Origin of the sequence: Bdellovibrio sp. HCB-162, assembly GCF_047344985.1 — a bacterium.
GTDB lineage: Bacteria > Bdellovibrionota > Bdellovibrionia > Bdellovibrionales > Bdellovibrionaceae > Bdellovibrio.
In genome coordinates this window covers 2,959,991-2,983,617 of record NZ_CP178861.1, presented here as the reverse complement: position 1 = coordinate 2,983,617, position 23,627 = coordinate 2,959,991, and the positions used below count along the sequence as shown (strand labels likewise).

Sequence of the window (23,627 nt, the reverse complement as noted above, 5' to 3'; positions counted from 1 at the left end):
GCTTCCTCTATTTTTAAAAAATCGATAATCTTTAACAAGTTATTTGTTTTTAACGAAGAGGTCCAAATGCCTGTTAAAGTGGAAAACCAAATGCAGTGGCTTAATTACCATCATCTGCACTATTTTTATACCATAGCTAAAGAAGGCAGTATCGCCAAAGCGGCAGAGAAACTAAAAATCGGTCAACCCACATTGAGCACGCAGTTGAAACAATTGGAAGAGGCTTTGGGCAAAAATCTTTTTGAAAGGCGCAAACAAAGGCTGCATCTCAGTGAAGCGGGAAAAGTCGCTTATCAATATGCCGATCAAGTTTTTCAACTTGGATCTGAAATGGTGGAGGTGTTGCAAGATCGTTTGCAAAACAATCGTGTGCACGTGCAAATCGGAGCCTTAGACAGTGTTCCTAAGCACATTATTTTAGAAGTTATTCTTCAGGCGTACCAACAGGGAAACTGCAATGTCTCAGTTCTGGAAGGAGCAGGGGGAGACCTGCTGCGCGAGTTGGGTGCACATCAAATTGATCTTTTGCTTTCCAACTATCCGCCGAATGTCGATTTTAAAACCGTATATGCGAAGTCCATCGCCAAATTAGATGTGGTGGTATGTGCGTCACCAAAATTCAAACACCTGCGCAAAGATTTTCCTCGCTCGCTTGAAGGTCAGCCCTTCGTTTTCCCCACAGTGCATAGTAAATTGCGCCGGGATTTAGATCATTATTTTTTGGTGAATGATATCCGCGTGGATCGTATTGCTGAAACTCAGGATACAAGCTTGCAAAAACTTTTGGGTGCTGAGGGAGTCGGCCTTATTCCAATTGCGGAAGTGGCGGCTTCGGATTTACTCAAAGAAAAAAAGCTCATAGTTTTGGGAACTTTGAAAGGTGTATACGAAGAAATTTGGTTGATGGCGGCGGACAGAAAAATCGATAATCCCATTGCTGCAAAATTAATGAAGGGCTTTTCTCTATAAGCCCTTCATGCTTTTAAATTCTTATTTTTGCCAAACGCAGTTTACTTCAGCACCGTCCACTTGATGACGGATTTGAATTTCGTTCGGAGTGATAACAGCCGCTGAAACTGTTTTAGAGCGCAGTGTTCCTTTGCAGTATTCTTCGTTGATACGAACCAACAAAGTGTCGTTGCTGCGGTTTTGCACGCGGTTTTGTTCTCTGAATTCACAATCAGGATCGATGTCTGATTCGATATTGTGGTTTGAATTACCTACTTCGAAATCATAAAGCCCACCGATAGACAGGCGTTTTGCTTGCAAATCACTTTCAGAAATCGAAAGGCTTCTGCACAAAGCTTTCTCGCCCGAAGTCAGCTGGTATTTTCCCGCTTCCAGGAAAGCGGCTTTTTGGGCGTGAGCTGAAAAACTAAGGAACGTTAAAGCGACTGCTAAAGTAGTTCTGATATTTAGAAACATAAGCTTAGTCTCCTCATGTGTGGCATCAATTGAGTGTTACCGCGACGTACTGGTCCCCAGTAACTCATCGAATTGACTCCCGCCGTTCTTCCTTTAGATAACTGTGTTTGCATCATAATGTCGATAGAGCATCGTGCTTGGCCTTCGGCTGTTGCGATGTTGTTGCAAGCAGCTCCGCGCCATGCGCGCACGTTGCGGTCTCTTTCAAGAGCCCACATGCCGTAACCTTCGCGAGGATTCAAAACGCGCAAGTTACCGGCTTTGTCTCTGTAAGTCGTGCCATGTTTCTGTGTTAGGTTGCAACTGGATTCTTCTTTTGCCAAGGCTGTCCAGAACCAAGTCCAAGCATGAAGTTTTTGTGACTTAGAAAGAGTATTGAACTTCGGGCAGAAACTTCCGAGTGCATTATTCGCCGTGAAGTAACCTGCGTATTTAGGTTCAGCCATAATCGAGAAAACACTTTGTCCTTGAGAACCGAGTTCACCTTCGGCATTCATCAAATTAGAACACGCTTTCGACATCCCGCGAGACGTTGGAGGGCGAAGCAAAGAGCGTTGTCCCGCCACCGGAGAGATCGAGCAATTTACGCAGGCTGGTTCACCCGCAGTTTTTAAGGACTTATTGGATTGACCAATCAATTCAACCGCTGTGCGACCCGAATCCGTGCGAGCTTGAGTGTCGCGAGTTGTTTGAACTCCGCGGGCTTTTTCAACAGAGGCCACAGCGCGAGATTTACCCCAACCTTGAGGAACTGTTTCATAAAGAGCTAAATCGGAATCACTGAGTTTATGATAGACCCAAAAGATGCTGTTGGCGTGGTTGCCGTTAAGCACCTTGATACGCAAACCATAGTTACCCGAAGGAAGTTTTTTATATTCAAGGATCTCGCCGCGAGTTCCGGCTTGCAAAGTCTCCGCAATATTATTGGAGCTTGCCGTAAACGACGCTGAGGTGCGCCCGTTAAGATAGCTTTCAAGCTCAACGTATTTTTCCTTTCCGGTAAATCCGGCAAGGAGCATCGTGCCCAAAAGACCCGCTATGAATGGTTTGTATATCTTCAAAATCTTCATACCAACGAGGTATTGCAAGGAGCGTTCAAGTTCGAAAAGATCACAAAAGATCAGTAATTATCAAAATTTAACCACGCAGTGTCTCAAGATGAGATTCTCAAACGGAGAACGATTTCGGAAGAGTGTCACTGGGCTGTCTAAAGTATTTGCATTCATCATAGCACTTCGCTAGTCTTAGCTGAGGTGTTGCGAAGGCGCCTTGATCCCAAAGAGCTTCTCACTTCGATTTATTCAAAAGTCATCTTTAGTAAAACGAGGTTTTTGTGAAGTTCACAAGTTATCAAAAAGCAGTGATTGCCATTCTTACGTTTCTTCAGTTCACGGTTATTTTAGATTTTATGATTTTGTCTCCGTTGGGGGCGGCATTGATGCCGGCATTGAAAATCAGTCCTACACAGTTTGGGCTGGTGGTTTCGGTGTATGCAGTGAGTGCGGGGATCTCTGGATTTTTGGCGGCGGGTTTCGCTGACCGTTATGATCGAAAGAAATTACTTTTGTTTTTCTATGTCGGATTTATCTTAGGAACTTTGTTCTGCGGATTGGCTCCGAATTTCCATATGCTGCTTGCAGCTCGTATGGTCACAGGACTTTTTGGCGGAGTACTGGGCGCCATCTGCGGAGCCATCGCCACGGATTTATTTGAATATGAATTGCGTGGGCGCGTGATGGGACTTATGCAAACAGCGTTTGCTGCAAGCCAAATCTTAGGAATTCCTGCCGGACTTTATTTGTCTAACCTGTGGGGATGGCATGCGCCGTTTCTAATGATTGTTGTCTTCGGCTCTGTCGCAGGTGTTTTAATTTGGATGTATCTTAAACCTGTGGACGGTCATTTGCACTTACAGGCAGAGCGCAGTCCTTTACGTCATCTTACGGAAACAGTGAAGACGCCACAGTATCTATTGGCCTATGTGACCATGGCTCTTTTGACGACGGGAGGCTTTATGCTGATGCCGTTTTCAAGTGCGTATACGGTGAACAATCTGGGGATCTCAATGGCTCAGCTTCCTATCATTTATTTGATTTCGGGAATCTGCGCGATCGTGATTGGTCCGATGATTGGTAAGGCGAGTGATAACTTTGGAAAGTATAGAGTCTTTATTGTCGGTTCATTACTGATGATGGTGATGGTTGTGATTTACACGAACTTAGGAATCACGCCTTTGCCGTTAGTAATTCTGATCAATGCCATTATGTTCTTAGGTGTTTTCTCGCGCATGATTCCGGCGCAAACTTTGATGTCGGCGATTCCGTCTCCGGCCAATCGCGGCGCTTTCATGTCGGTGAGTTCTTCCATCCAATCTGTGTCCGGTGGTATCGCCTCTGTGATTGCCGGTCTGATTGTTGTTGAGGGAGCTAATGGTTCCATCGAGCATTTCGATACTTTAGGATACATTATTGTCGGTGTGATCTGTGTCACATTGTCGATGATGTATATGATCAATAAGAATGTTGCGATGAAAGTCGAAACTAAGCCGTAGTCGTTTGTAAGTCCGCCAGTTCGAATCCGCACTGGCGGCATTTCATAACAAAAATTCCTTGAGCATTGGTATCCAAGTACAAAACAGAATCTGCACAGTGAGGGCAGTGGCTTGTATTGGTTTCTTTTTTTGTTTCAGGTGGACGAATCAGTTCAAAAACGAAATGCTGATCGCCTTCAAAACCTTTGATCACGCGCTCGCCAATATTTTTAACCTGATAGTTTTCAGCCATCAGACATTGAGCAATGTCGGAATCAATAAGAATTTGATTGGGTTCGGCTAAGTTGGTTAAACGAGAAGCAAAAGGAAGAGGAGCACCGATCGCCGTGTAAGAACGGAAGAATTTTTTATTTCCGTAAAAGCCGACATTCGCATAACCCGAGGAAATGCCGATACGGATTTGCATCTCTTTTTTCCAGTTCATCAAATAGAATTCGCGGTCTTGGTTCAAAGCTTCGCGAACTTCAAGAGCAGCTAAACACGTGCGCTGAATAAAATCCCCATAACGAATTGGATCATTGGCGAACGCCAAAATTCCGTCACCTTGAAATTTATCAATCGTGATATCGTATTTTAAAAAGATCGTAACAACAGTGTCCATAAAGCGCGCCAGAACCAAGTCCACTTTGGCTTGATCTAATCGGACAACTCGCTCTGTAGAGCCTACAATGTCGACGAATATCGCGCAAATCTGCGAACGACGGACACCTTTTTCAATATCGACTCGTCCATCACGAATGGCTTGAACAACTTGCGGGCTGAATTGTGTACTTAAAGTATTTAAACGAACGGCTTCTTCTGTTTTTGTGCGGATGACATTATCGCGATTGGCGATCTCGGCTTTCAATGCCAATCGACTGTTGATTTCTCGGATGCGCAATTGCTCGTGAAAGAAGCGAATCAAAAAACAAATAATGATCGCGCCAACGATAAAGAAGGAATTAAGAACAATCGACCAGATATCTTGAAGGTTTTGTGCTCTAGATAAAACAATGGCGTAATAGGGGAGATAGATCGCTAAAGCTGTGCAAAGAAAGAATCCCATAGAAAACGGAATGAAAGACAGTCCGCCGATAGCTACCAGATTTAAACCAGCATAATAACCAGTTCCTACATCGGGAATCATCGCGATCATCACATTGATAGGTAACGCAACAAGGCCCACATAGAGAGCCGAAAATATTTGCGCGCGGCGAGCACTTTGTTCTCTTTTAGATTCGTATTTCGCAAGAAAACAAAGTGGAATGATCGTTAAGCGCAACGCCAGAAAAGGCCATTTGTATTGAGGAACGTAAATGAGGTCCGCAATCCAGAAAGCTAAAAAGAGCGGTATGGCCATCCAATTTGCGATGACCCGCAAGACCGATCTAATTTCATCTAGCACTTCCGACTCACGAAGCTGAGCCGTTGTGATCTCATTTCCTATTAACAAACGGCAACGTCCTTACTTTTGAATTACGACAAAAAGGTTCACTCCGAGAGGTTCTTTTTCAACCCACACTTTAGAGCCCATGCCTTTAAAGATTCTGAAAAGATCTTCTTCAGAGCGGTAAATCAAATGCCAATCAAGAACTAGCTCCATAAATGGCACGCATGGATTGTCTTTACTGAAGTTTCCAATCACAACACGACCGCCTGGTTTCACAGAGGCCAACATTTTTTGTGCTGCCATTTGTGCGACGGGCTCTGTGAAATAATCGAAAAGACCTGCGGAGTAGATAAGGTCATAATCTTGTTCTGGGCAACCCGCTGCAATCACGTTACGGATTGCCATATTGTTGAATTTGAATTTAAATCCAGAGCGCGCAAAACGTTCCGCTGAATGAAGCTGTCTTTGCGCGTGTTTCAAGGATTCTTCATCTTGATCCAAGCAAGTGAATTCAGCAGGGCGGCCATAGAACTGATTTCCGTTTTGTAGGAAGATCTGTTGCTCCATCGCGGGACCACTGGCTACCGAAAGAATTTTCAAAGGTTGTTTTGCGGGAGTGTCGTTGAAAAGCTGTGTGATCTTTTCAAACAAGTATTGACCACGATTTTTTACGGCAGCACCTGCGGGCTCGTCGATAAAGTATTTGTGCATGCATTGGTCAAACAGTGTTTTACCCACAAGCTCATCACGGTAAAGGTGATTCATCATTTCATAGTCACCTGCATAACCACGAGGCTTGTAATAAGCGCGGCTAGCAAACGGAGCACCATAAACCAAGTGACCAATTTGTTCGCGGGCAAATTGAGTCGCCCATTTCAACTGATCTGGAGTGAAGGTTTTAATAAGCTGTGGCACTTGAGAGTATTTTGCAGGAATGCATTGGCCCAGATATTCTGCAACAGTATCAGCAATCGTCAGACGATAATCTTGCGCTTCTTTCCAGTTATCAACCGGAGTTTCTGCTTCTAGTTTATCAATTTTAGTTTTAAGTTTTTCGAGCCAGTCCTTCATTTCATAAACGAAGGTTTTAAATTCGGCTGGAAGTTGCGCAAGGTCACGAGCGTATTGCGTTTGTTCGGCAATCACTTCTGAAGAGGCTTCCAAAGCTTTGATGCGATCGACTTTTAGTGGTTCACCCAAAACCTCAAAGCCGACAATCATTTCGCCCGTGGCAGATTTCGCATGGTCTTCTGCTCGTGCCCAGCGAAGGCCTACATTTTGAGTTTGAATATTTTTATAAAGAACATTGGCTTCAATGTGGGGATTCTTTTCAAACCAGTTTTTTAAATCTTGAAACTCCGTTGCGGAAACAAGAACGGCGCAACCAAAAGAACTGATGTTGAGCATTTCAAGTTGGCGGCCATTGAAGTCAAGAAAGCAAGAGCCGGGCTCTAAAGCGGTGCGATCTTGACGAATCACTTTCTTTCGATTGTGTTCATCAATATGGAAAAATTCTTGCTTCATTGCTGCATCACTCATGCTGTCTCCTCAACGTTGTCGAACTCTTGTTAGAAAAATAAGCACTTCCCTTATCGTCCTCTTGGCGGACGAAGTTGATGGACCTAGGTAGAGTGAGGTCGCTCTTTCTGTAAACATTTTTATACGGAACACACCACTTTGGTCTGGTTACAGAATTCCGAGGAATATCCGAATAGTGACTGAATAATTTAAGGAGATTTGCATGAAGAAAATTGTCCTTCTATATAGTTTGGCTGCTTTGACGATGTCAGGTTGTAAAAGCCAGCCAACGCACCCTGAAGTCGGAACGTACCGTAATCCTGCAAACACTCAGGAACTTATTACCGGAAGCCAAAAAGTTTTAAATGATATTTCAAATCCGCAGATCTTTAATCCCGCAACGTGCGCGAAGTTCGTTGGGCAAGTAACAGATTATCTTTATTATCTGCCGGCAGATCATTTTATTCCTAAAACACCGCAAGAGGTGGAAGCTCTTAAAACTCATGGTTCTGAGGTGATGGATACCATCTTCCAGATCCGCGTGGTTTTGCATGACAAACTCCGCGAGTTTGATTCTCGCAATGAACTTTCTAAAGACTGTATTCAAAAGATCCGCGAAGGTTTCCAATATGCGCGTTTCTCTGAAGAATATCTTTTAGAGTGGCTCTTTAGGAACAAAGTATACAACTTTAAAGCAACGCCAATTATGGAGAATTCAAAACCGAACACTTGGACAAATCCAAGATACGCTGGCTTTAAACTTAAGAGCGGTGACGTAATGCTTGTGCGTGGAAAATCCCACGTATCTGCAATGATCGCGCGTATCGGTGATGAAGAGGGGAACTTTTCTCACTTAGCTATCGTGGGCGAAGATAAAGCCGGGAAGCAATATGTCGTTGAAGCCTTGATTCAGTACGGAACGATTGTGACTCCTCTGGAAAAGTGGAGACAATCAGAAGATGCTCGTGTGGCTTTGTACCGTCAACCGGATGAAGCATTGGCAAAAAAAGCAGCACGAAAAATCTATGACAAAGCTCAAGGAGCTTTGGATCAAAAAAAAGGCATTCGCTATGACTTTGCGATGGATGACGATGATTACTCAACGCTCTTCTGTTCAGAAGTCATTCGCTATGCTTATGACATGGCTTCGGACAAAAGATTCCTTATTCCAAAGTATCGCAGTACGGTAACGAAGTTTAAAAATTCAGAATACCCAAAATCTTTGGGTGTGACGAAAACGTCTCTGTTTGCTCCTTATGATATTGAAGTCGATCCACGTTTTGATTTGATCGCGGAACATCGTTTCTATCCGCTTCTTCGTCAAGTGCGTATGCAAGACGCCGTTTTGCAAAGCGTTTACTCTTGGATGATTGAGAAGGATTATTCCTTCCACTGGGCGCCTCAGCACTCCGTGAAAGCGTATCTAGCAAAGTTCGTTCGTCAATTCGGGATGGTCGCAGACACGCTTCCAAAGTACATGCCGATTGATTCTATTAAAACGAATGTGCAGTTTGAAGCTGTGGCAAAAACTCTAGAGAAAAATATCTATGAGAAGGAAGCGGAGTTTTATAAGCAAAAAGGCTACTTGCCATCCTTCCAAGATATGATGGTGATCAATGAACAATATCGTCGTCAGGATTGTGAGAAGCATTTGGCGGCGAGAAATAAACTAGGCGATCCATACGATGATCGCAACGTCGCGGACCTTTCGAAATTCCATTATTTCTTCTATAACAAGGCTAGCACTTGTAACTAGTTCGATTGCAAATCTAGAAATAAAAAACCCCACAATTTCTTGTGGGGTTTTCTTTTTATATCACATTTAAAATCTTAAACAGATCTCAAGCACACTTGCCATTGCTTCATTCCCATTTGGAATTCCAGCTTAGCAATTTCAAGTTCGCGTCTAAGTTCCGCCAACTTGTGATCGTAAGCTTCTTTGAGTTCTTCACGCTTACGAGCGGCATCAAGTTTAAACTGTTCGTAGTCTTCGCGGATTTTCTTCATCTTGTTTTGCGCTTCCAAGATTTTTTCTTTCATCGCCAACAATTTTTCTTCCGCAAATCCGTGCTTCGTCATTTCAGCAGCTTCCGCTTGAAGACGAGCTTTCAAAATTTCAGCATTCGAAATCTGACGAAGTTTTGTTGCAAGACCCATCAGATTCAAAGAACGGATCACCCATTTCGTTGGGTCCCAGTGATACCACTTGATTCCATTGCGGTAGTCGATTTGGAATTTGTGATGGAAGTTGTGGTAGCCTTCTCCATGAGTCAAAACTGCTACGAACCAAGAGTCACGAGCCGAAATCTCTTTAGAGTAAGTTTGTTTTCCCAAAGTGTGGCACAAAGAGTTTACGAAGAAAGTGCTTTGTTGAGTCAAAGCGATGCGAAGGCCTCCGCCAATCACAAGACCGCCCAACCATGAGCCCATCATCCAACCGATCAAAGTTGGAATAGCAAAGCCTGTGATGATCGCCAGTGGCACATAATATTTGTGCTGAAATTTCACCATCCAGTCTTTTTCAAGATCAGGAGCATGGATTTTTTGATCCACGGAATCTTTAAAAAACAACCAACCCATGTGCGCGTACCAGAAACCTTCATTGATATTGTAAGGATCTTTTTCTCCATCAATGTGAGTGTGGTGACGACGATGATCTGAAGACCATTTCAAAGCGGAGCCTTGAAAACCAGACGCACCAACAAGCAGGAACAGAGCTTTGGCCATGGGATGCGCATCATAACTTTTGTGTGAAAAGAGGCGGTGATATCCCGCTGTGATACTAAGGTTTGTGGCAGCTGCAAAAACAAGTGCGAAAAGAAGAATGCCCCACTGAAAACCATAGTAGTAAAAATAAATCGGAGTCAGAATCAATGTGACCAGTGGATTGAGGATCAGGAATAAAGCCACAGGCCATTCGATACGTTTTTTTGTCATTAGCACCTCTCACAATAAAGTCTAGCAGAGGTGCTTAGATTTCGACACTTAAATAGAAAAGCCAAGGATAAATTTAGCGTAAGTGCCGCTCATATTGATATCTTGAGTAGGCGCGTTACCAGTCGAGTCCTTTGCATCGTTCCATCGAAAATCGAGGTAACCGATCTCAGCTCCAACAGAAAAGCCAATGAGCTTTAATCCACCTTCTAGACCCACGCTGTAAGATTTCACGGAATCTGCTGAAAAATCAGCTTTCTTAACGCCGCCATCCTCCGCTTTTAATTTTGTCGTGTGAGAAATTCCATATGTGAGAATCGGACCCAAATAAATAAAATTATCAATGGGACGCCAATTGAGAATCAATGCTGTGCGTGTGTAGTCTGCTTTAAAATCAACTCCACCTGAGCCTGCTGTCAGACCCATGTTTTCATAGCGAATTCCCACTCCGGGAATTAACGGGATCGGCAATGTCAAAATGGCGTCAGCACCCAGTCCATAAGTGGGAACAATGCTGGGTGCAGGTGCAGAACAGGTTGGACACAGAGGTCCTAAATCAGCGTTTGTCGCAAGTAAACCATAAGAAACACGCGCCTCAAAAAGAGCATGGGCTTGTGAGCTTAACAAAATGCTGACAATTGTGACGGACAAAAGAGAAAGGATCTTTTTCATTCTGAAACTCCTGAAACGTCTTCCTAGTGTAATGTCCTCGTTCGAGATACACAAATCAGGTCTTAAAATAAGACCTTTGTCGCACTCTCTTTTGTGAGGGAATCTGATAAATTTTTAAGAAGTATGTTCATCGATGTTGTGCGCCCGGAATCCTGGGAAGAATTAAATGATCAAGTGAAGTCTTCCTTCGGATTGGATGCGCGTCTGCGTGTTCGAAGTTTTCAAGGAATCGGTCAGGCCGTTTTTGAAATCGCGCAAGGCACCGCGCAATTTATGTCGCACAAAAAATCCATCGGCGTGATCTTAGGACAAACTTCCGTTTTTGAAAGTCTTCTTCCATACTATTACAAAGAAACTTATGAAGTGAATGCCTTGTCGCATTTAAAACTCACAAACGTTAAAGAGTGGGTGGAGAGTCTTAAGAAAGATACGAACTTTGTTTTATTCAGTGAAGATCATCCGGTGACGGGGGAGCTTTATCCTTTTGCGGATGAGCTCGATAAACTTTTAAATGAAAAACGTATTTCTTCTTTCCGCGTTTCTCACGCTCAGCATTTTTATCAGGCGACAGAAGTTCGTCCGTACACCGTTCGTCTTTGTTCTTATGCGCCTCAGGCCGCTGTTGCTGTGTTAGGAGAAAGATTTAGATCTCCTTCCTTGCTCGCGCAAAATATGTCTTGGGATAAAGAAGAGTTTTTAAAAGCTATTGTGGATGCACGCTCAGTGCGTTCGGTGAATCCTCCGCTTGTAGAAAAATTCGAAAAAGATATTGCATCTGTGGCCACGCCCTTTTTTAAGACGGGGAGCGCGCGTTTGTTTGATCGCGCCGTGTGTGTGTTTGCAGATGCGAGTGCTGAAGCTGTCGCAGAAGTTTTGTTTAAAAAATTAGGTCTTTCTTCTGAACAGGGCTGGCAGAAACTTTCCAGCACAAATATGTGTCATTGGTCGGTGATTAAAATGTTCCGTCATTGGTGGGAACCCGCTCCGTCGCAAGAACAGCTGCGTGGAATGTTGATCGTGGGGGCTGAGCTTTTGAATACAAAAGACTTTGCCAAGCTTTTGGAAACTTCTTATCAAGAAGTTAAAGCTCAGCAAAGTTGGAGTGTTTAAATTACGTTAATACGGCTAAGTCTGCAGGATTAAAACCAGTCAGGTCCGTGAATTTTTCTTCCTTCACCTTTTTAGCCCACATCGGATCAGATAAAAGCGCTCTGCCGACAGCAACCAAATCAAAATCTCCACGATCCAATCGGCGCGTTAATTCCTCAAGTGATCCCGCTTCAGCACTTTGACCTTTAAAGCTTTGAATAAAATCGGCGTTAGTAAGACCTACCGAACCGACAGTGATTGTTGGTTTGCCTGTAATTTTCTTTGCCCAACCTGCGAAGTTCAAATCAGAACCTTCAAACTCTGGCTCCCAGAATCTTCTTTGTGAGCAATGGAAAATATCGACACCGGCGTCCATCAGGGGAAGCAGCCACTCTTCCATTTCTTTTGGAGTTTGTGCAAGCTTTGCTTCATAGTTTTGTTGTTTCCACTGAGACAAGCGCAAAAGAATCGGGAAGTCAGGTCCTACTTTTGCTCTGATGGCTTTAATCACCTCAATTCCAAAACGGCTTCTTTCTTTAATAGAAGAACCACCGAATTCGTCCTTGCGTGTATTCATTCCGTCCCAGAAAAATTGATCGATCAAATAGCCGTGAGCGCCGTGAACTTCGACAGTATCAAATCCCAGATTTTTCGCATCAAGAGCGGCCTGTGCGTAAGCTTCAATCGTTGTGTGAATATCTTCGAGGCTCATATCAGCAGGGCCTTCAAACGGAGTCGGTGGAAGCCACCCTGATTGATGAGGGCGCATTTTTCCCATATGCCAAATCTGCGGAGCCATTTTTCCGCCAGCTTCATGAACAGCATCAATCACGACTTTCCATTTTTGCAGAGCATTTTCACCATGAAAACGAGGAATGTTGTTATCATTCGAAGAGGCAGGTCGATTGATGACGGTCCCTTCGGAAAGAATCAATCCCACTTCACCAAGTGCGCGACGTTGATAATATTTCGCAACCTCTTCTGTCGGAATGCCATTCGGAGATTTCGATCGCGTCATCGGCGCCATTACGATGCGGTTTTTTAATTGCAAATTTTTATATTGGAAGGGCTTAAATAATGAGTGGTCTTTCATTTTTGATCCTCTGTTAATGAAAAATACTTTTAAATGTTACTATTATTGTCACGTTTTGTATAGAGGAGGATTCGACACGTCCGGTCTCGATAATGAAAGAATACTTTTTTCAGGAGTTCTTATAAGATAAGTCTAAAGTAGGACCACGAAGGAATTTGTGACGCAAGGACAAGATCGCTTTATCATTTTAAGAAAAATCAAATATTCCGAGGCGGATTTGATTATTCATGCGCTTTCCCCAAAAGGTGAGAAGCTGTCTTTTATTGCGCGCGGAGCTTTGAAAAGTAAAAAGCGTTTTGGCGGCGGGGTTCTTGAGCCTTCGCACTTTGTGACATTCACCTACAAGCAAGCGGCCGATGAAGGACAGCTCAACGTTCTTCAAGAAGCGACCTTGATTAATGATTTTCCTGGAATTCGTAAAGACTACGATCATCTTGAATTGGCTTTGCATGCACTAGAGTGTGTGAGCAAAGTGAGTCAGGAAGGAGATAAGAATTCAGAATTCTTATTCAATCTTCTTGGCAATACTTTAAAAGCAATTGAAACCGCGCAAGATCCTTTGGTTTTAAAAATGCACTTCTATTTAAAATTCTTGCTTCAACAAGGTGTCGTGAATGCAGAACCTTGGATGGCTCCGTTTTTAAAAGCCAATCTTGCAGATACAAATCAATTGGTGAATTATCGTCAGACGGTGGATGATGAACTCTACAATGTCGAGCAGATGGTGAAACACTATCTTGAGCACGCGACTCTTTAGCCGCTCTTTTTTCCCAGTGGATGCATCTTTTCCATTGTGCGAGCGAGCTGATCAATTCCCAAGTGCGTGTATTTTTCCGTCGCTTGCAGACTTTCGTGACCCAACAACTCTTGCAGAGTTCTTAAGTTCGCTCCGCTACTTAAAAGATGAGTCGCAAAACTGTGCCTTAAAGCATGGGGATGAAGTGGTTTCAAAAGTCCTGCACGAATGCCACTCTGGCGAACCATTTCGTAAGCCGTGCGTGTATTTAAAGCTTGTTCTCCGAAAACAAACTCATCGAAAGAACTTTCTTTTTTCCATCTCTGCAAAACATCCACAGTCAGTGAAGGAAGTGCGACGACTCTTTCTTTGGAGCCTTTTCCTTTTACGCGTAGAATTTTTTGTCCCAGTTGAATATCAGACCATTTGAGATTGCACGCTTCGCTCACGCGCAGCCCTCCTCCGTAGAGAAGTAAAAAGAGAACTTTTTCTTTCAGAGGAATTTCTTTGTGCGTATCAAAACTTTTAAGAACGGAAAGAGCTTCATCCACACTTAAAAAATGCGGAAGCTTCTTGGGAACCTTGGGACTTGCGATTTGTAGAGATAAATCTCTCTCAGTGAGGCCCTGGTCAAAGGCCCAGGAAAAGAAGCTTTTCAGCGTCGCAGCTTTGCGATTACGGGAGGCCAAGGATAAGTGAGCCCATCCATTGAAGGCGGCGCGAGCGGTGGCCAGAAGGTCGGCCTCGTTCCAGCTTTTTGATGAAAGCGAAGGATTTTCATAATCGAAAGCCTGATTCAAATCCAATTTATAGCTTTTAATGGTAAGGGGCGAGGCTGACTTAATAAAAGTCATGTATTTCAGATACTTATCGATATTTTCGGCCAGTTTAAAAGCCTTCACCATGACCTGAAATCCTATTGGTTTTAGTTAAAACCCTAAAATTTATATAACGCCATGCAAAATTTTACTTGCAAATCTTACACGACCAAGGTTATAACTCAATGCGTTGCTGCGGTGTATCAAGTTGAGATATTCAATTTGAGACGCCCACCCAAGCTTTCTTTTTAAAGTACGTTTACCGAAAGGTGGAGCCAATGAACGATAACAACTCAACGACCGTTTTGCCCTCTTCTCAGAATGCAAACCAAGTCATGTGGAACACAAACCAAACTTCAAAAGTTTTGGAAAACAAGACCATCGTCTATCAATCTGAAGTGATGGGAAGCCTCATGAAGATGATCGATCGCGTGGCTCCTTCTAACGCGAACATCTTGGTGTTGGGTGAGTCTGGTACGGGTAAAGAGCTTATCGCTCGTTCTATCCACGATCGTTCAGGTCGTAAGAACAAACCTTTCGTTGCGATCAACTGCGGTGCTCTTCGTGAGACTCTTCTTGAGTCAGAACTTTTCGGTCACGAAAAAGGTTCTTTCACTGGCGCTTACAATCGTAAAATCGGTTTGGCTGAAGCAGCTAGCGGCGGAACATTGTTCCTTGATGAAATCGGTGAGTTGGATCCAGCGATCCAAGCAAAACTTCTTCGTTTCATTCAAGAAGGTGAAGTTTACCGCGTTGGTGGTAAAGACCCTATCAAAGTTGATATTCGTTTGATCTGTGCAACGAACAGAGAGTTGGATCAAGAAGTTATCAAAGGCAACTTCCGTGAAGACTTGTTCTATCGTATCAACACAATCGTAGTAAGTGCTCCACCACTCCGCCGTCGTAAAGAAGACATCCCGGCGTTGGTGAACCATTTCTTGAATAACTCTCAGCACGCTTATTTGAATCGCGGTCGTTCTGTGAATGAAGAGGCGATGAAAGCCCTTGTACGTTACGACTGGCCAGGAAATATCCGTGAGCTTCAAAACGTGTGCGAAAGACTTCAGATCTTGTCTGAAGGCCACATGATCATGCTCAACGACATTCCAGAAAACATCCGTAACGGTGAGATGGAAAAAGACATTATTGATTACGATCCGCAAATGACTTTGCACGAGCTAGAAAAGCGCTACATCCTGAAAGCTCTTGCTCACTTTGGTGGAAACAAAACTCAAGCTGCTAACAACTTGGGTATCACGATCAAGACTCTTTACAACAAACTTCACGAATACGGTGAGTTTGAAAAATTCGCGGTTCACACAAAACCGATGAAGTAATTCCAAAAGTTCCTAGCATAGCCCGGAGTGGTTTCTCTCTCTTCCCACTCCGGGTTTTTTTATGCCCAAAAAGGGGCGCCCATTTGGTCACTCTGTCGAGCGCTTAGGCAATAAAAAGAGGCTTAAATCGTTGTTATGAGAAAAGAATCTGGCTTGCTCGTTGCACTAGTCTGATCGAGTTAAGAGGTTTTTATGAAAAAGATCATTGCACTTACACTTTCTGCACTTACGTTTTCGAGCGTTTCGAATGCTTGGATTATTAAGGGTAACAATTCTCAACCCGAGCGCCAACGCTACGTGAGTGTCGAGGAATGTTCTGCGAGTCTCTTTCAGAATATGAGCACTTACGAATCTGAAACGGACGCAGCATGTTCTTTCGGTAGAACAGAATACGAATTCCAACGCTGTGTAATAACGGTTGTTCGTGAAATTGGCGATCGCAATGTGCAAGTTGCAGGTCAAGCTTGCGCAGCGACTGGAAGTGCTGAAATCGCTCAATGTGCGGCTGATTTATATTTCAGAGGTGGCTTGTATATCGTAAACCGGGGAGCGTCTTCTGATGGCGCGCGAGTTTGTGCGAACTCTGAACGTTATCAAATTAAAAACTGTATTATCGATCAATATCAAAATAACCGTCAGTCTGGAGAAGTTGCTGCAAGAACTTGTATAGAAAAATATGATCCTGTAGCAAGAGCCCGCCGTGAAGCAGAGCTTCGCCGTATTGAAGAAGACAAACGCAGACAGGCTGAAGAAGCTCGTCGTGCAGCTGAACAACGTGCGGCAGCTCAAAGAGCGGCCGAGCAGAGAGCTGCAGAACAAAGAGCCGCGGACCAGCGCGCAGCGGAGCAACGTCGTTTGGATGAACAACGTCGCCAAGAAGAGCAGCGCCGTCAGTCGACGGAGCAACAACAACAGCAGCAACGCACTCAAGAGCAAAAACGCCAAGAGGAATTGCGTCGCCAGCAGGAAGAACAACGTAAGAAAGACGAAGAAGCTCGTAAGAAAAAAGAGGAAGAAGAAAAGAAGAAACAACAAGAGCAGCAAAAACAACCGTCGAATCCGCCAGCAAATAACGGTGGCGGTGTGATTGTCGATCTTCCAGCCTTCGAATAAATAAAGTAGAACCGTTTTGAAAACCCACAGTTGTTCTTATGAGCTGTGGGTTTTTTATTTAACTCGCAGAATGCTTTTGAGCTCTCCTCCGTAGCGGAGAAACTCCGCGTTGATTTCACTATTTATCAGAAAAAAGTTCTTAAGGGACATAAGCGATTCGTTAACCGAGCGGATGTACAATGATATTTTCTTGTTCGAGGGGTTTCGACTTGAGGTATGCACCGACCTCATAATGAGAGTAATAGGCTGATTTAAGACACTTCTAAAGTGTTAATGAAATGTGGCTCTCGAGAGAAAAACATCAAAAAATCACTCAGAAGAACCTGTGTTATCTTCTTCACGTCTTATAGTTCATAAAGAATGAAGCTTAAGAAGTTGGGGGTAACAATGTCTCTACAAAATATCGGAAATTCAGAGTTAGTAGCTCGCTTGGAAAAGCTTGTGCGTACGGAGCGCAAAATCACTCACGTGATTTTATTGCACATTTTAGAAATTGAGGACCGCAAGATTTATGCAGAGCTAGGTATTGCAGAAAAACTTGAGTCGGGTGCATTAAATTTAACCCAACTTACGCAAGTGCAAAAATGTATTAAAGGAGAAATGCGTACTTCCGGAACTATAATTTCTCAAAGCCAAACTCAGAAAATCCTTCAAGAGATCGAGAACAAAAACACTTTTGAGACTCAAAAAGTATTAGCTGCGGAATTTAATCAACCAATTCAGACCATTGAAACTGTGAAGCCACAGGCAGATGAAACCGTTCGTTTGGAAATCACTCTGAGTAAAGAAGAATTTGAAGAACTTAAAAAAGCCAAAGAACTTCTGTCTCATATTTGTATTGATGGTTCCTGGAGCGATGTCATTTCTACTTTAGCAAAGAAGTTTAATAATTCTAAATTGGGTAACAAAATTTCTAATCCTACTAAGATTACTTCTGTATTAACTCCGACATCAACGCACAGTTTTTCCATAGCGAAGGATCAACGGTGCAAACGTCCCAATCGACGTAAATACATGTCCGTTCAAATAAAACGAAAACTTCTAAAAAATGCACGATACTGTTGTGAATACGTGAATCCGGAAACAGGAGCTAAATGCTCTTCAAAATATCAACTTCAGATAGATCATATTCACCCTTGGTCACTAGGTGGTAGTGACGAGATCGGTAATTTACGTGTGCTTTGTCGCACTCACAATATCTTTGCGGCAGATGTATCTGGAGTAAATTCCAAGTTTAAAAAATGGTCCGGAATCCAAGTTTCAAATGGGTAGAAACCCAAGAGTAATAATGAATCAATGAATGAAGAATAAAATGAAAAAAGAATTGAAAATACCGATTAAATTAAATCGAAGAATAAAAACCCACAACTGTTAAGCCGTGGGTTTAAAAGATAATTTTAAAAAATAAAAATCAAAGGTGAAAGTCAGATTAAATACGAAGATAAAAGCTAAATCTCATCTTCAAGCAAACTCTCGAGCGATTACTTCTCTGAAGGTTCATAAAGCTTCGCATACAAACGCACAAACTTCACCGTGCGTTTCACAAGCTCTTCCTTCGTCGCCTCATGCAGAATACACTCAAAGAAGAACATACCATCCATATATGTATCAATATCATGGCAAAGCTCTTCAACATCAGCTCCAGCTTTGATCTTTCCCTGGGCCGCAAGCATTTGCATACGTCCGACCAAGCGAGGATCAAGCTGCATCGGAATAGTTTCGGTCACACGCTTTTTAAATTTCTTATTCACCAAGGCTTGAGAGAAAATGATCTTCGCAAAATCTTCGTGCGTACAACCCTCTTGAATACGGTCTTTTACATACGCCTCAAGCTCATCGGCCAAATTGTCATGAAGAGAGTAGGGAAGTTCGCGAGTGTTCATCTCTTCAAGAAACTTTTCGATAATCGCAACGAGAAGACCTTCTTTTCCTTCGAAGTAACGCGCAATCAGGGATTCATTCACGTCAGCTTTCTTTGCAATCATACGAGTGGTCGCGCCATCAAAGCCAAGCTTTGAGAACATCTCCAGGCCTGCATGAATAAGGCGGTCCTCGGAAGCCGAACGGTCCCTTTTTTTACCCTTAACGTGAGCTGGACTTTCGTCTTTATGCGTTTTTGTTTGAGATGTTTCCGTCATTGAAAACCTCCTGACATTTAACTAAGTACCTAAAAATACTTAACTTTATATAATGTATCATAACCCTCTGTCCAGATCAAGAAAGTAATTGATTGCATACTTAAGACTCATATTGTAGGTTAAGTATGTAAGCGATTACTTAACGGAGAGCACTTATGAAGAAATCCGATATATTGAAATTCTCTAGTCTCACGCTGATTTTTGCGGCCCTTCTCTCCGCAAATTCAGCTTCTGCCCTTTCTCTTAATGAGTATCTGGGCCAAGTTCAGCAACAAAGTTCTGGGTATAAAGCAAGCAGTGAGCAGGCCGAAGCGTCTGCGCTGAAATCGCGAGAAGCCGATTTGATTTTTACTCCGCGTCTGTTTGCCAATGCGCGAATTGGACACGATGGTAAGGAGCAGTTTGCTTCTGCGATCACTTATGACCGTCTCAGAATGCAAAACTATTCTTTGGGTGTTTCTCAAGATTTTAGCTTTGGTCTGCAGACCAAATTGTCTTACGCCTTAGATAAGATCCAGGTAGAGGGAGCAACTCTTCCAGCAGGAATGGGTGATACTTTTTGGACAGCAACTCCAACATTGGAATTAACAATGCCTTTGTGGGCGAATGGTTTTGGCCGTTCCGCTCGTGCGAATGAAGACCTCACGCGCCAACAAAACAAAGCAGAGCAGTACGGAGCTCAAGCACAAAACCAAGGATATATGGTAGAGGCTGAAGCGGCTTACTGGAGATTGTCTTCAGCACAAGAAGTCGTTCAGGTGCAAACACGCGCTCTTAAAAATGCACAAAGTATTTTGGATTATGTGAGCCGCAAAGCTCGTATGAACTTGGGCGAAAATGCGGATGTTCTTCAAGCCAAAGCATTGGTTGAAGCAACGACATATCAGTTGCAACTTGCACAGAATCAAGAAAAGTCAGCACGCCGCGCTTTCAATACTTACATAAATAAAGGAGCGGAAGAATCAGTTCCTTCTTTAGAGTCCATCAATTACGGAAGCCTTGAAAAGGTGGCAGTTCCCACTGCAAAACCAGGTGATCGCTACGATGTGAAGGCTGCCGAAGCGCAAGCTCGTTTGGCCAAATCATCTGCGACGCTCGTTGCGGAAAGAAACAAACCCAGCGTTGATCTTTATGGAAGTTACGCCTTGAACGGTCGCGATGAAGAAATGAACGAGGCGATGAAAAATGCGGGATACACACAGCACGATACAGCGTTTGTTGGTGTCCGCATGAGCATGCCTTTGAATTTCTCTGCAACATCCGACGCTAAAGCGGGTGCTTTGAAAGCGCAAAGAGCTGCTGAACTTTCTTATCAATATAAACAGTTCACTCAAGAGCAAGACTGGACAAACCTGGTTCAGCAATTGGGTGAAGCAAAAGAAAATCTTCGTTTGGCAACGAATATCGTGAATGCGCAAAAAGCCAAACTGGAGAATGAGAGAACACGTCTTCGCCAAGGAAGAACTACGACTTATCAAGTTCTTCTCTTTGAACAGGACTTTTCTCAATCTGAAGTGAACCGCGTGCAAGCGGCTTCTCAGATCCTTGGATTGCAGGCACAAATTAAACTTTATCAAGCTTCTTCTTCTGAAGGAGGTATCTAACAATGAGCTTACCTAAGATATCCATTAGCAGACCTATTTTTATTACGTGTGTGACAATCGCCCTTGTGGTGGTGGGTTGGGCCTCCTTCAAATCCATGAGCGTGGATTTGTTCCCGGACGTCAGTATCCCTGTCGTCACAGTACAAACGACTTACCGTGGTGCCGGTCCTTCTGAGATCGAAACTTTAGTGAGCCGTCCTATTGAAGAAGAAGTAAGTACCATTTCCGGTATCAAACGTCTGACTTCAAAAAGTTTGGAAGGTGTTTCACAAGTTATCGTTGAGTTTAACAGCACCGTTGACGTGAAATACGCCGAACAACAAGTGCGTGATAAGGTAAATATCGCGAAACCAAAACTTCCAGATGAAGTCGACGATCCAGTGATCAAAAAATTCGACCCATCCGATACGCCTATCATCATGGTGTCTTTGACCGCCAATGGTTTAGGGGATGCACAACTTTTTGATATCGCCGATCAGTTCATCAAACCTCGTTTGGAACAAGTGAACAACGTCGGTGCGATTGAGATCTTTGGGGGGCGTGAAAGAGAAATCCACGTTCTTTTAGATCGCAATAAACTAAAAGCCCGCGAAGTTTCCGTGAGCCAAGTGGCGGGACAAGTCGGTGCTTCCGGTGAAAACATTCCAAGCGGTAAAGTGGAGCAAGGTGGCAAAGAACTTGTGTTCCGTGGTCTTGGTGAATTTAAATCCGTTCCAGAGGTGGCTGATACTCTTGTGAACCTTTACGGAAATGAAGTTCCAACGCGTGTGGCGGATCTTGGAAAAGTTGTCGATACATTAGAGGACGAAAAATCCCGTGCTTTCGTTAACGGTAACAAAGCTCTTTTCCTACAAGTGTATCGCCAATCAGGTTCTAACACGGTTAAAGTGGCTGACGACGTTATCAAGCAACTTGAAAAGTTGAAACCTGAACTCTCTAAAATGGAAGGCGCTCCACAAGTTCAGCTTGTGACGAATGCCTCTACTAAAATTAAAAACAATATCTATGACGTGAATGAGACGATCATTATCGGTATCATCCTCACAGTCATTACAGTGTTCTTCTTCTTAGGAAGTGCACGTTCAACGTTAATCACGGCGCTGTCATTGCCGATCTCGTTGATTGGTGCCTTCATGATTATGAAGGTCGCAGGGTTCTCGATTAACATCGTTTCGATGCTGGCCTTAACATTGGCCGTAGGTCTTCTGATCGACGACGCCATCGTGGTTATTGAAAATATCTACCGTCGTATGGAGCTCGGTGAAGATTCACTCACAGCTGCTGAAAAAGGAACGACAGAAATCCAAATGGCGGTTATGGCCATCACTCTTGTGGTGATCGCGGTGTTCGTGCCAGTGGGTACAATGTCGGGAACGATCGGTCAGTTCTTAAAACAATTCGGTATGACTGTCGTGTTCTCGATGATGATCAGTTGGTTTGTGGCGATGACTATCATCCCGATGCTGACTGCGTACTTCGGTGGTGATGGACATGGTGGCGGTCATAAGCCTGCTTCAAATGGTCTTTACGATAAAACTTTGGGCCGTCTTGTAAAAGGTTTCGACCGTTTCCAAGGCTGGTTGGAAGTTATTTACGAAAAACTACTTCGTGTGACTCTTCGCCATCCGTTGATGACGATTGGTGCGACGTTCATGGTGTTTGTTCTCAGTATTTACACCGTGACAAAAGTTCCAGGCGCATTCATCACGGACGATGATAGTGGTGAGTTCACAGTGACTCTTGAAATGCAACCAGGCACAAGCTTGGATGGTATGAATAAAGTCGGTGACGAAGTGGATAAAATCATTCGTGCCAATTCAGAAGTGGATTACACGGCTATGATTATCGGAAGCCTTTACGGTGAGTCTAACAAATCGACCTTCTACGTTCGTATGAAAGACGGTAAAGCTCGTAACGGGCACACAACGGAAGCTTTCCGCGACAAAGTTCGTAAACAATTGGCAGGCTTTGTTGAAAATGCAAATCCTGTCGTTAAAAAATACGATGCAACAGGTGGTATGGGTGGACAGCCGTTCATGTTGAATATCATCTCTGCAGATCCAAAAGCTCTTGAAGAAGCAGGAACAAAAATTCTTGCAAAACTCAAAGCCGATCCTCGTTTGAAAGACGTGGATACGAACTTCCGTCCTGGTAAACCCGAGATGCAAGTTCACTTAAAACCAGGAGCTGCAAAACAATACGGTATCAACACGAAAACAATGGGTGAGGAGCTTCGTGCGCAAGTCGAAGGTTTCACTCCTGCGAAATTCCGTGAAAAGGGCCGTGAGTATGAAGTGCGCGTGCGCTTGATGCCTGAGCAACGTGACTTGAAAGAAAGCTTCAATCAAGTTTACGTTCCCAACGTCAACAGAAAGCTTGTTCGCTTGTCTGACGTAGCGACGGGTGATTTGGCTTCCGGTCCGGCTTCGATTGAACGTCAAGACCGTGGTCGTTACATCCAAATCACAGCGGGTCTTGCTCCAGGTGTGGGCCTAAGTGAAGTCGTGAATGATGCTGTGAAAGCAATGACAACAGGTGATACAGCTTTCCCTTCAAGCGTTCGTTTCTCTTGGGGTGGTGACGCTGAGAACATGCAAGAGCTAGCGACTTCAACAGTTCTTGCTTTGGGATTTGCGATCATGTTCATCTACTTGATCCTTTCAAGCTTGTATGAATCATTCATCACGCCAATCACAATCATGGTGGCGTTGCCGCTCGCTCTGTGTGGTGCCTTCCTTGGTTTGTTCTTGATGAAAGAGACGATGACGATCTTTGCGATCTTCGGTTTCTTTATGTTGATCGGGGTTGCTGGTAAGAACGGTATCTTGCTTGTCGACTACACAAGACAAATGATGGCAACAGGCAAGGAACGCGGCGAAGCCTTGGTCGACGCCGGTAAAACACGTCTTCGTCCGATCTTGATGACATCGTTCGCATTGATCGCAGGTACATTGCCAGTCGCGATCGGTTTGAATGAAGCTTCGAAATCCCGTACGGCAATGGGTGTTGCGATTATCGGTGGTATGATTTCATCGACAATTCTGACATTGATCGTGGTTCCTGCGGTGTTCACTTATGTCGATCGTTTCAGAGTATGGGCGAATAACATCGGTGGCCGTTTGACATCGAATAAAAAAGAAAAACAAGACAGACACGTTGAAGTGAAAGTCGCAGGGCCTGAAGGATCTGTTTCAGAATCTACAGACCTGGGTCTTTCAGAAAGCTAATTG

19 protein-coding genes are annotated in these 23,627 nt (G+C 43.8%); 10 read left to right on the top strand and 9 right to left on the bottom strand.

The window, feature by feature from the left end:
- Nucleotides 1-66: 66 nt before the first annotated feature.
- Nucleotides 67-969: a LysR family transcriptional regulator gene (locus tag ACLSSO_RS14435; protein ID WP_413943233.1), complete on the top strand. Its 903-nt coding sequence runs from the start codon at nt 67-69 to the stop codon at nt 967-969.
- A 21-nt stretch (nt 970-990) separates the two neighbouring features.
- On the opposite strand, the gene ACLSSO_RS14430 is transcribed toward ACLSSO_RS14435, so the two are convergent.
- Together ACLSSO_RS14430 and ACLSSO_RS14425 are read right to left on the bottom strand one after the other, a co-directional pair.
- Nucleotides 991-1,425 carry a hypothetical protein gene (locus ACLSSO_RS14430; protein WP_413943232.1) on the bottom strand — a complete coding sequence of 145 codons (435 nt, stop codon included), beginning with the start codon at nt 1,423-1,425 and terminating at the stop codon, nt 991-993.
- Nucleotides 1,416-2,513 carry a hypothetical protein gene (locus ACLSSO_RS14425; protein ID WP_413943231.1) on the bottom strand — a complete coding sequence of 366 codons (1,098 nt, stop codon included), beginning with the start codon at nt 2,511-2,513 and terminating at the stop codon, nt 1,416-1,418. Before ACLSSO_RS14425 ends, ACLSSO_RS14430 begins: the two co-directional genes overlap by 10 nt.
- 245 nt (nt 2,514-2,758) lie before the next feature.
- On the opposite strand from ACLSSO_RS14425, the gene ACLSSO_RS14420 reads away from it, so the two are divergent.
- Nucleotides 2,759-3,976, top strand: coding sequence for an MFS transporter (locus ACLSSO_RS14420; RefSeq protein WP_413943230.1), 1,218 nt, complete (start codon nt 2,759-2,761; stop codon nt 3,974-3,976).
- Here the strand turns inward: ACLSSO_RS14420 and ACLSSO_RS14415 are convergent.
- Both ACLSSO_RS14415 and ACLSSO_RS14410 read right to left on the bottom strand, forming a co-directional pair.
- Entirely contained in the window at nt 3,966-5,408 is a 1,443-nt protein-coding gene (locus ACLSSO_RS14415; protein ID WP_413943229.1) for an adenylate/guanylate cyclase domain-containing protein, read from the bottom strand. The two genes, ACLSSO_RS14420 and ACLSSO_RS14415, sit on opposite strands and share 11 nt — an antisense overlap.
- Nucleotides 5,409-5,420: 12 nt before the next feature.
- A complete protein-coding gene (locus ACLSSO_RS14410) occupies nt 5,421-6,884 on the bottom strand; it encodes a class I SAM-dependent methyltransferase (RefSeq protein WP_413943228.1) in 1,464 nt (487 codons plus the stop codon).
- A 202-nt stretch (nt 6,885-7,086) separates the two neighbouring features.
- Here ACLSSO_RS14410 and ACLSSO_RS14405 point away from each other — a divergent pair, with 202 nt between their 5' ends.
- Nucleotides 7,087-8,619: a YiiX/YebB-like N1pC/P60 family cysteine hydrolase gene (locus ACLSSO_RS14405; protein ID WP_413943227.1), complete on the top strand. Its 1,533-nt coding sequence runs from the start codon at nt 7,087-7,089 to the stop codon at nt 8,617-8,619.
- Between the two features lie 74 nt (nt 8,620-8,693).
- On the opposite strand, the gene ACLSSO_RS14400 is transcribed toward ACLSSO_RS14405, so the two are convergent.
- Both ACLSSO_RS14400 and ACLSSO_RS14395 read right to left on the bottom strand, forming a co-directional pair.
- Complete coding sequence (locus ACLSSO_RS14400; protein ID WP_295900561.1) at nt 8,694-9,800, bottom strand: fatty acid desaturase; 1,107 nt, start codon at nt 9,798-9,800, stop codon at nt 8,694-8,696.
- Between the two features lie 48 nt (nt 9,801-9,848).
- On the bottom strand, nt 9,849-10,469 hold the full coding sequence (locus tag ACLSSO_RS14395; RefSeq protein WP_413943226.1) for a hypothetical protein: 621 nt from the start codon (nt 10,467-10,469) through the stop codon (nt 9,849-9,851).
- Nucleotides 10,470-10,592: 123 nt separating this feature from the next.
- Between ACLSSO_RS14395 and ACLSSO_RS14390 the strand changes: the two genes are divergently transcribed.
- Complete coding sequence (locus ACLSSO_RS14390; RefSeq protein ID WP_295900559.1) at nt 10,593-11,579, top strand: hypothetical protein; 987 nt, start codon at nt 10,593-10,595, stop codon at nt 11,577-11,579.
- Nucleotide 11,580: 1 nt separating this feature from the next.
- On the opposite strand, the gene ACLSSO_RS14385 is transcribed toward ACLSSO_RS14390, so the two are convergent.
- The gene (locus ACLSSO_RS14385) at nt 11,581-12,651 is read right to left on the bottom strand and encodes an NADH:flavin oxidoreductase (RefSeq protein WP_413943225.1); all 1,071 of its coding nucleotides are present in this window, start codon (nt 12,649-12,651) and stop codon (nt 11,581-11,583) included.
- Nucleotides 12,652-12,808: 157 nt separating this feature from the next.
- On the opposite strand from ACLSSO_RS14385, the gene recO reads away from it, so the two are divergent.
- Complete coding sequence (recO, locus tag ACLSSO_RS14380; protein ID WP_295900554.1) at nt 12,809-13,408, top strand: DNA repair protein RecO; 600 nt, start codon at nt 12,809-12,811, stop codon at nt 13,406-13,408.
- On the opposite strand, the gene ACLSSO_RS14375 is transcribed toward recO, so the two are convergent.
- On the bottom strand, nt 13,405-14,292 hold the full coding sequence (locus ACLSSO_RS14375; protein WP_413943224.1) for a tyrosine-type recombinase/integrase: 888 nt from the start codon (nt 14,290-14,292) through the stop codon (nt 13,405-13,407). The two genes, recO and ACLSSO_RS14375, sit on opposite strands and share 4 nt — an antisense overlap.
- Before the next feature lie 191 nt (nt 14,293-14,483).
- On the opposite strand from ACLSSO_RS14375, the gene ACLSSO_RS14370 reads away from it, so the two are divergent.
- The 3 genes from ACLSSO_RS14370 (at nt 14,484) to ACLSSO_RS14360 (ending at nt 17,927) form a co-directional block, all read left to right on the top strand.
- Nucleotides 14,484-15,542 (top strand): sigma-54 interaction domain-containing protein, encoded by a 1,059-nt coding sequence (locus ACLSSO_RS14370; RefSeq protein ID WP_295900550.1) that lies wholly within the window; start codon nt 14,484-14,486, stop codon nt 15,540-15,542.
- A 192-nt stretch (nt 15,543-15,734) separates the two neighbouring features.
- Nucleotides 15,735-16,655, top strand: a complete 921-nt coding sequence (locus tag ACLSSO_RS14365; protein WP_413943223.1) for a hypothetical protein — start codon at nt 15,735-15,737, stop codon at nt 16,653-16,655.
- A gap of 387 nt (nt 16,656-17,042) precedes the next feature.
- Nucleotides 17,043-17,927 carry an HNH endonuclease gene (locus ACLSSO_RS14360; RefSeq protein ID WP_413943222.1) on the top strand — a complete coding sequence of 295 codons (885 nt, stop codon included), beginning with the start codon at nt 17,043-17,045 and terminating at the stop codon, nt 17,925-17,927.
- Between the two features lie 209 nt (nt 17,928-18,136).
- Here ACLSSO_RS14360 and ACLSSO_RS14355 read toward each other — a convergent pair whose 3' ends face one another.
- On the bottom strand, nt 18,137-18,793 hold the full coding sequence (locus tag ACLSSO_RS14355) for a TetR/AcrR family transcriptional regulator (RefSeq protein WP_413943221.1): 657 nt from the start codon (nt 18,791-18,793) through the stop codon (nt 18,137-18,139).
- A 155-nt stretch (nt 18,794-18,948) separates the two neighbouring features.
- Between ACLSSO_RS14355 and ACLSSO_RS14350 the strand changes: the two genes are divergently transcribed.
- Together ACLSSO_RS14350 and ACLSSO_RS14345 are read left to right on the top strand one after the other, a co-directional pair.
- Nucleotides 18,949-20,397, top strand: coding sequence for a TolC family protein (locus tag ACLSSO_RS14350; protein ID WP_413943220.1), 1,449 nt, complete (start codon nt 18,949-18,951; stop codon nt 20,395-20,397).
- A gap of 2 nt (nt 20,398-20,399) precedes the next feature.
- On the top strand, nt 20,400-23,624 hold the full coding sequence (locus ACLSSO_RS14345) for an efflux RND transporter permease subunit (RefSeq protein ID WP_413943219.1): 3,225 nt from the start codon (nt 20,400-20,402) through the stop codon (nt 23,622-23,624).
- Nucleotides 23,625-23,627 lie beyond the last annotated feature (3 nt).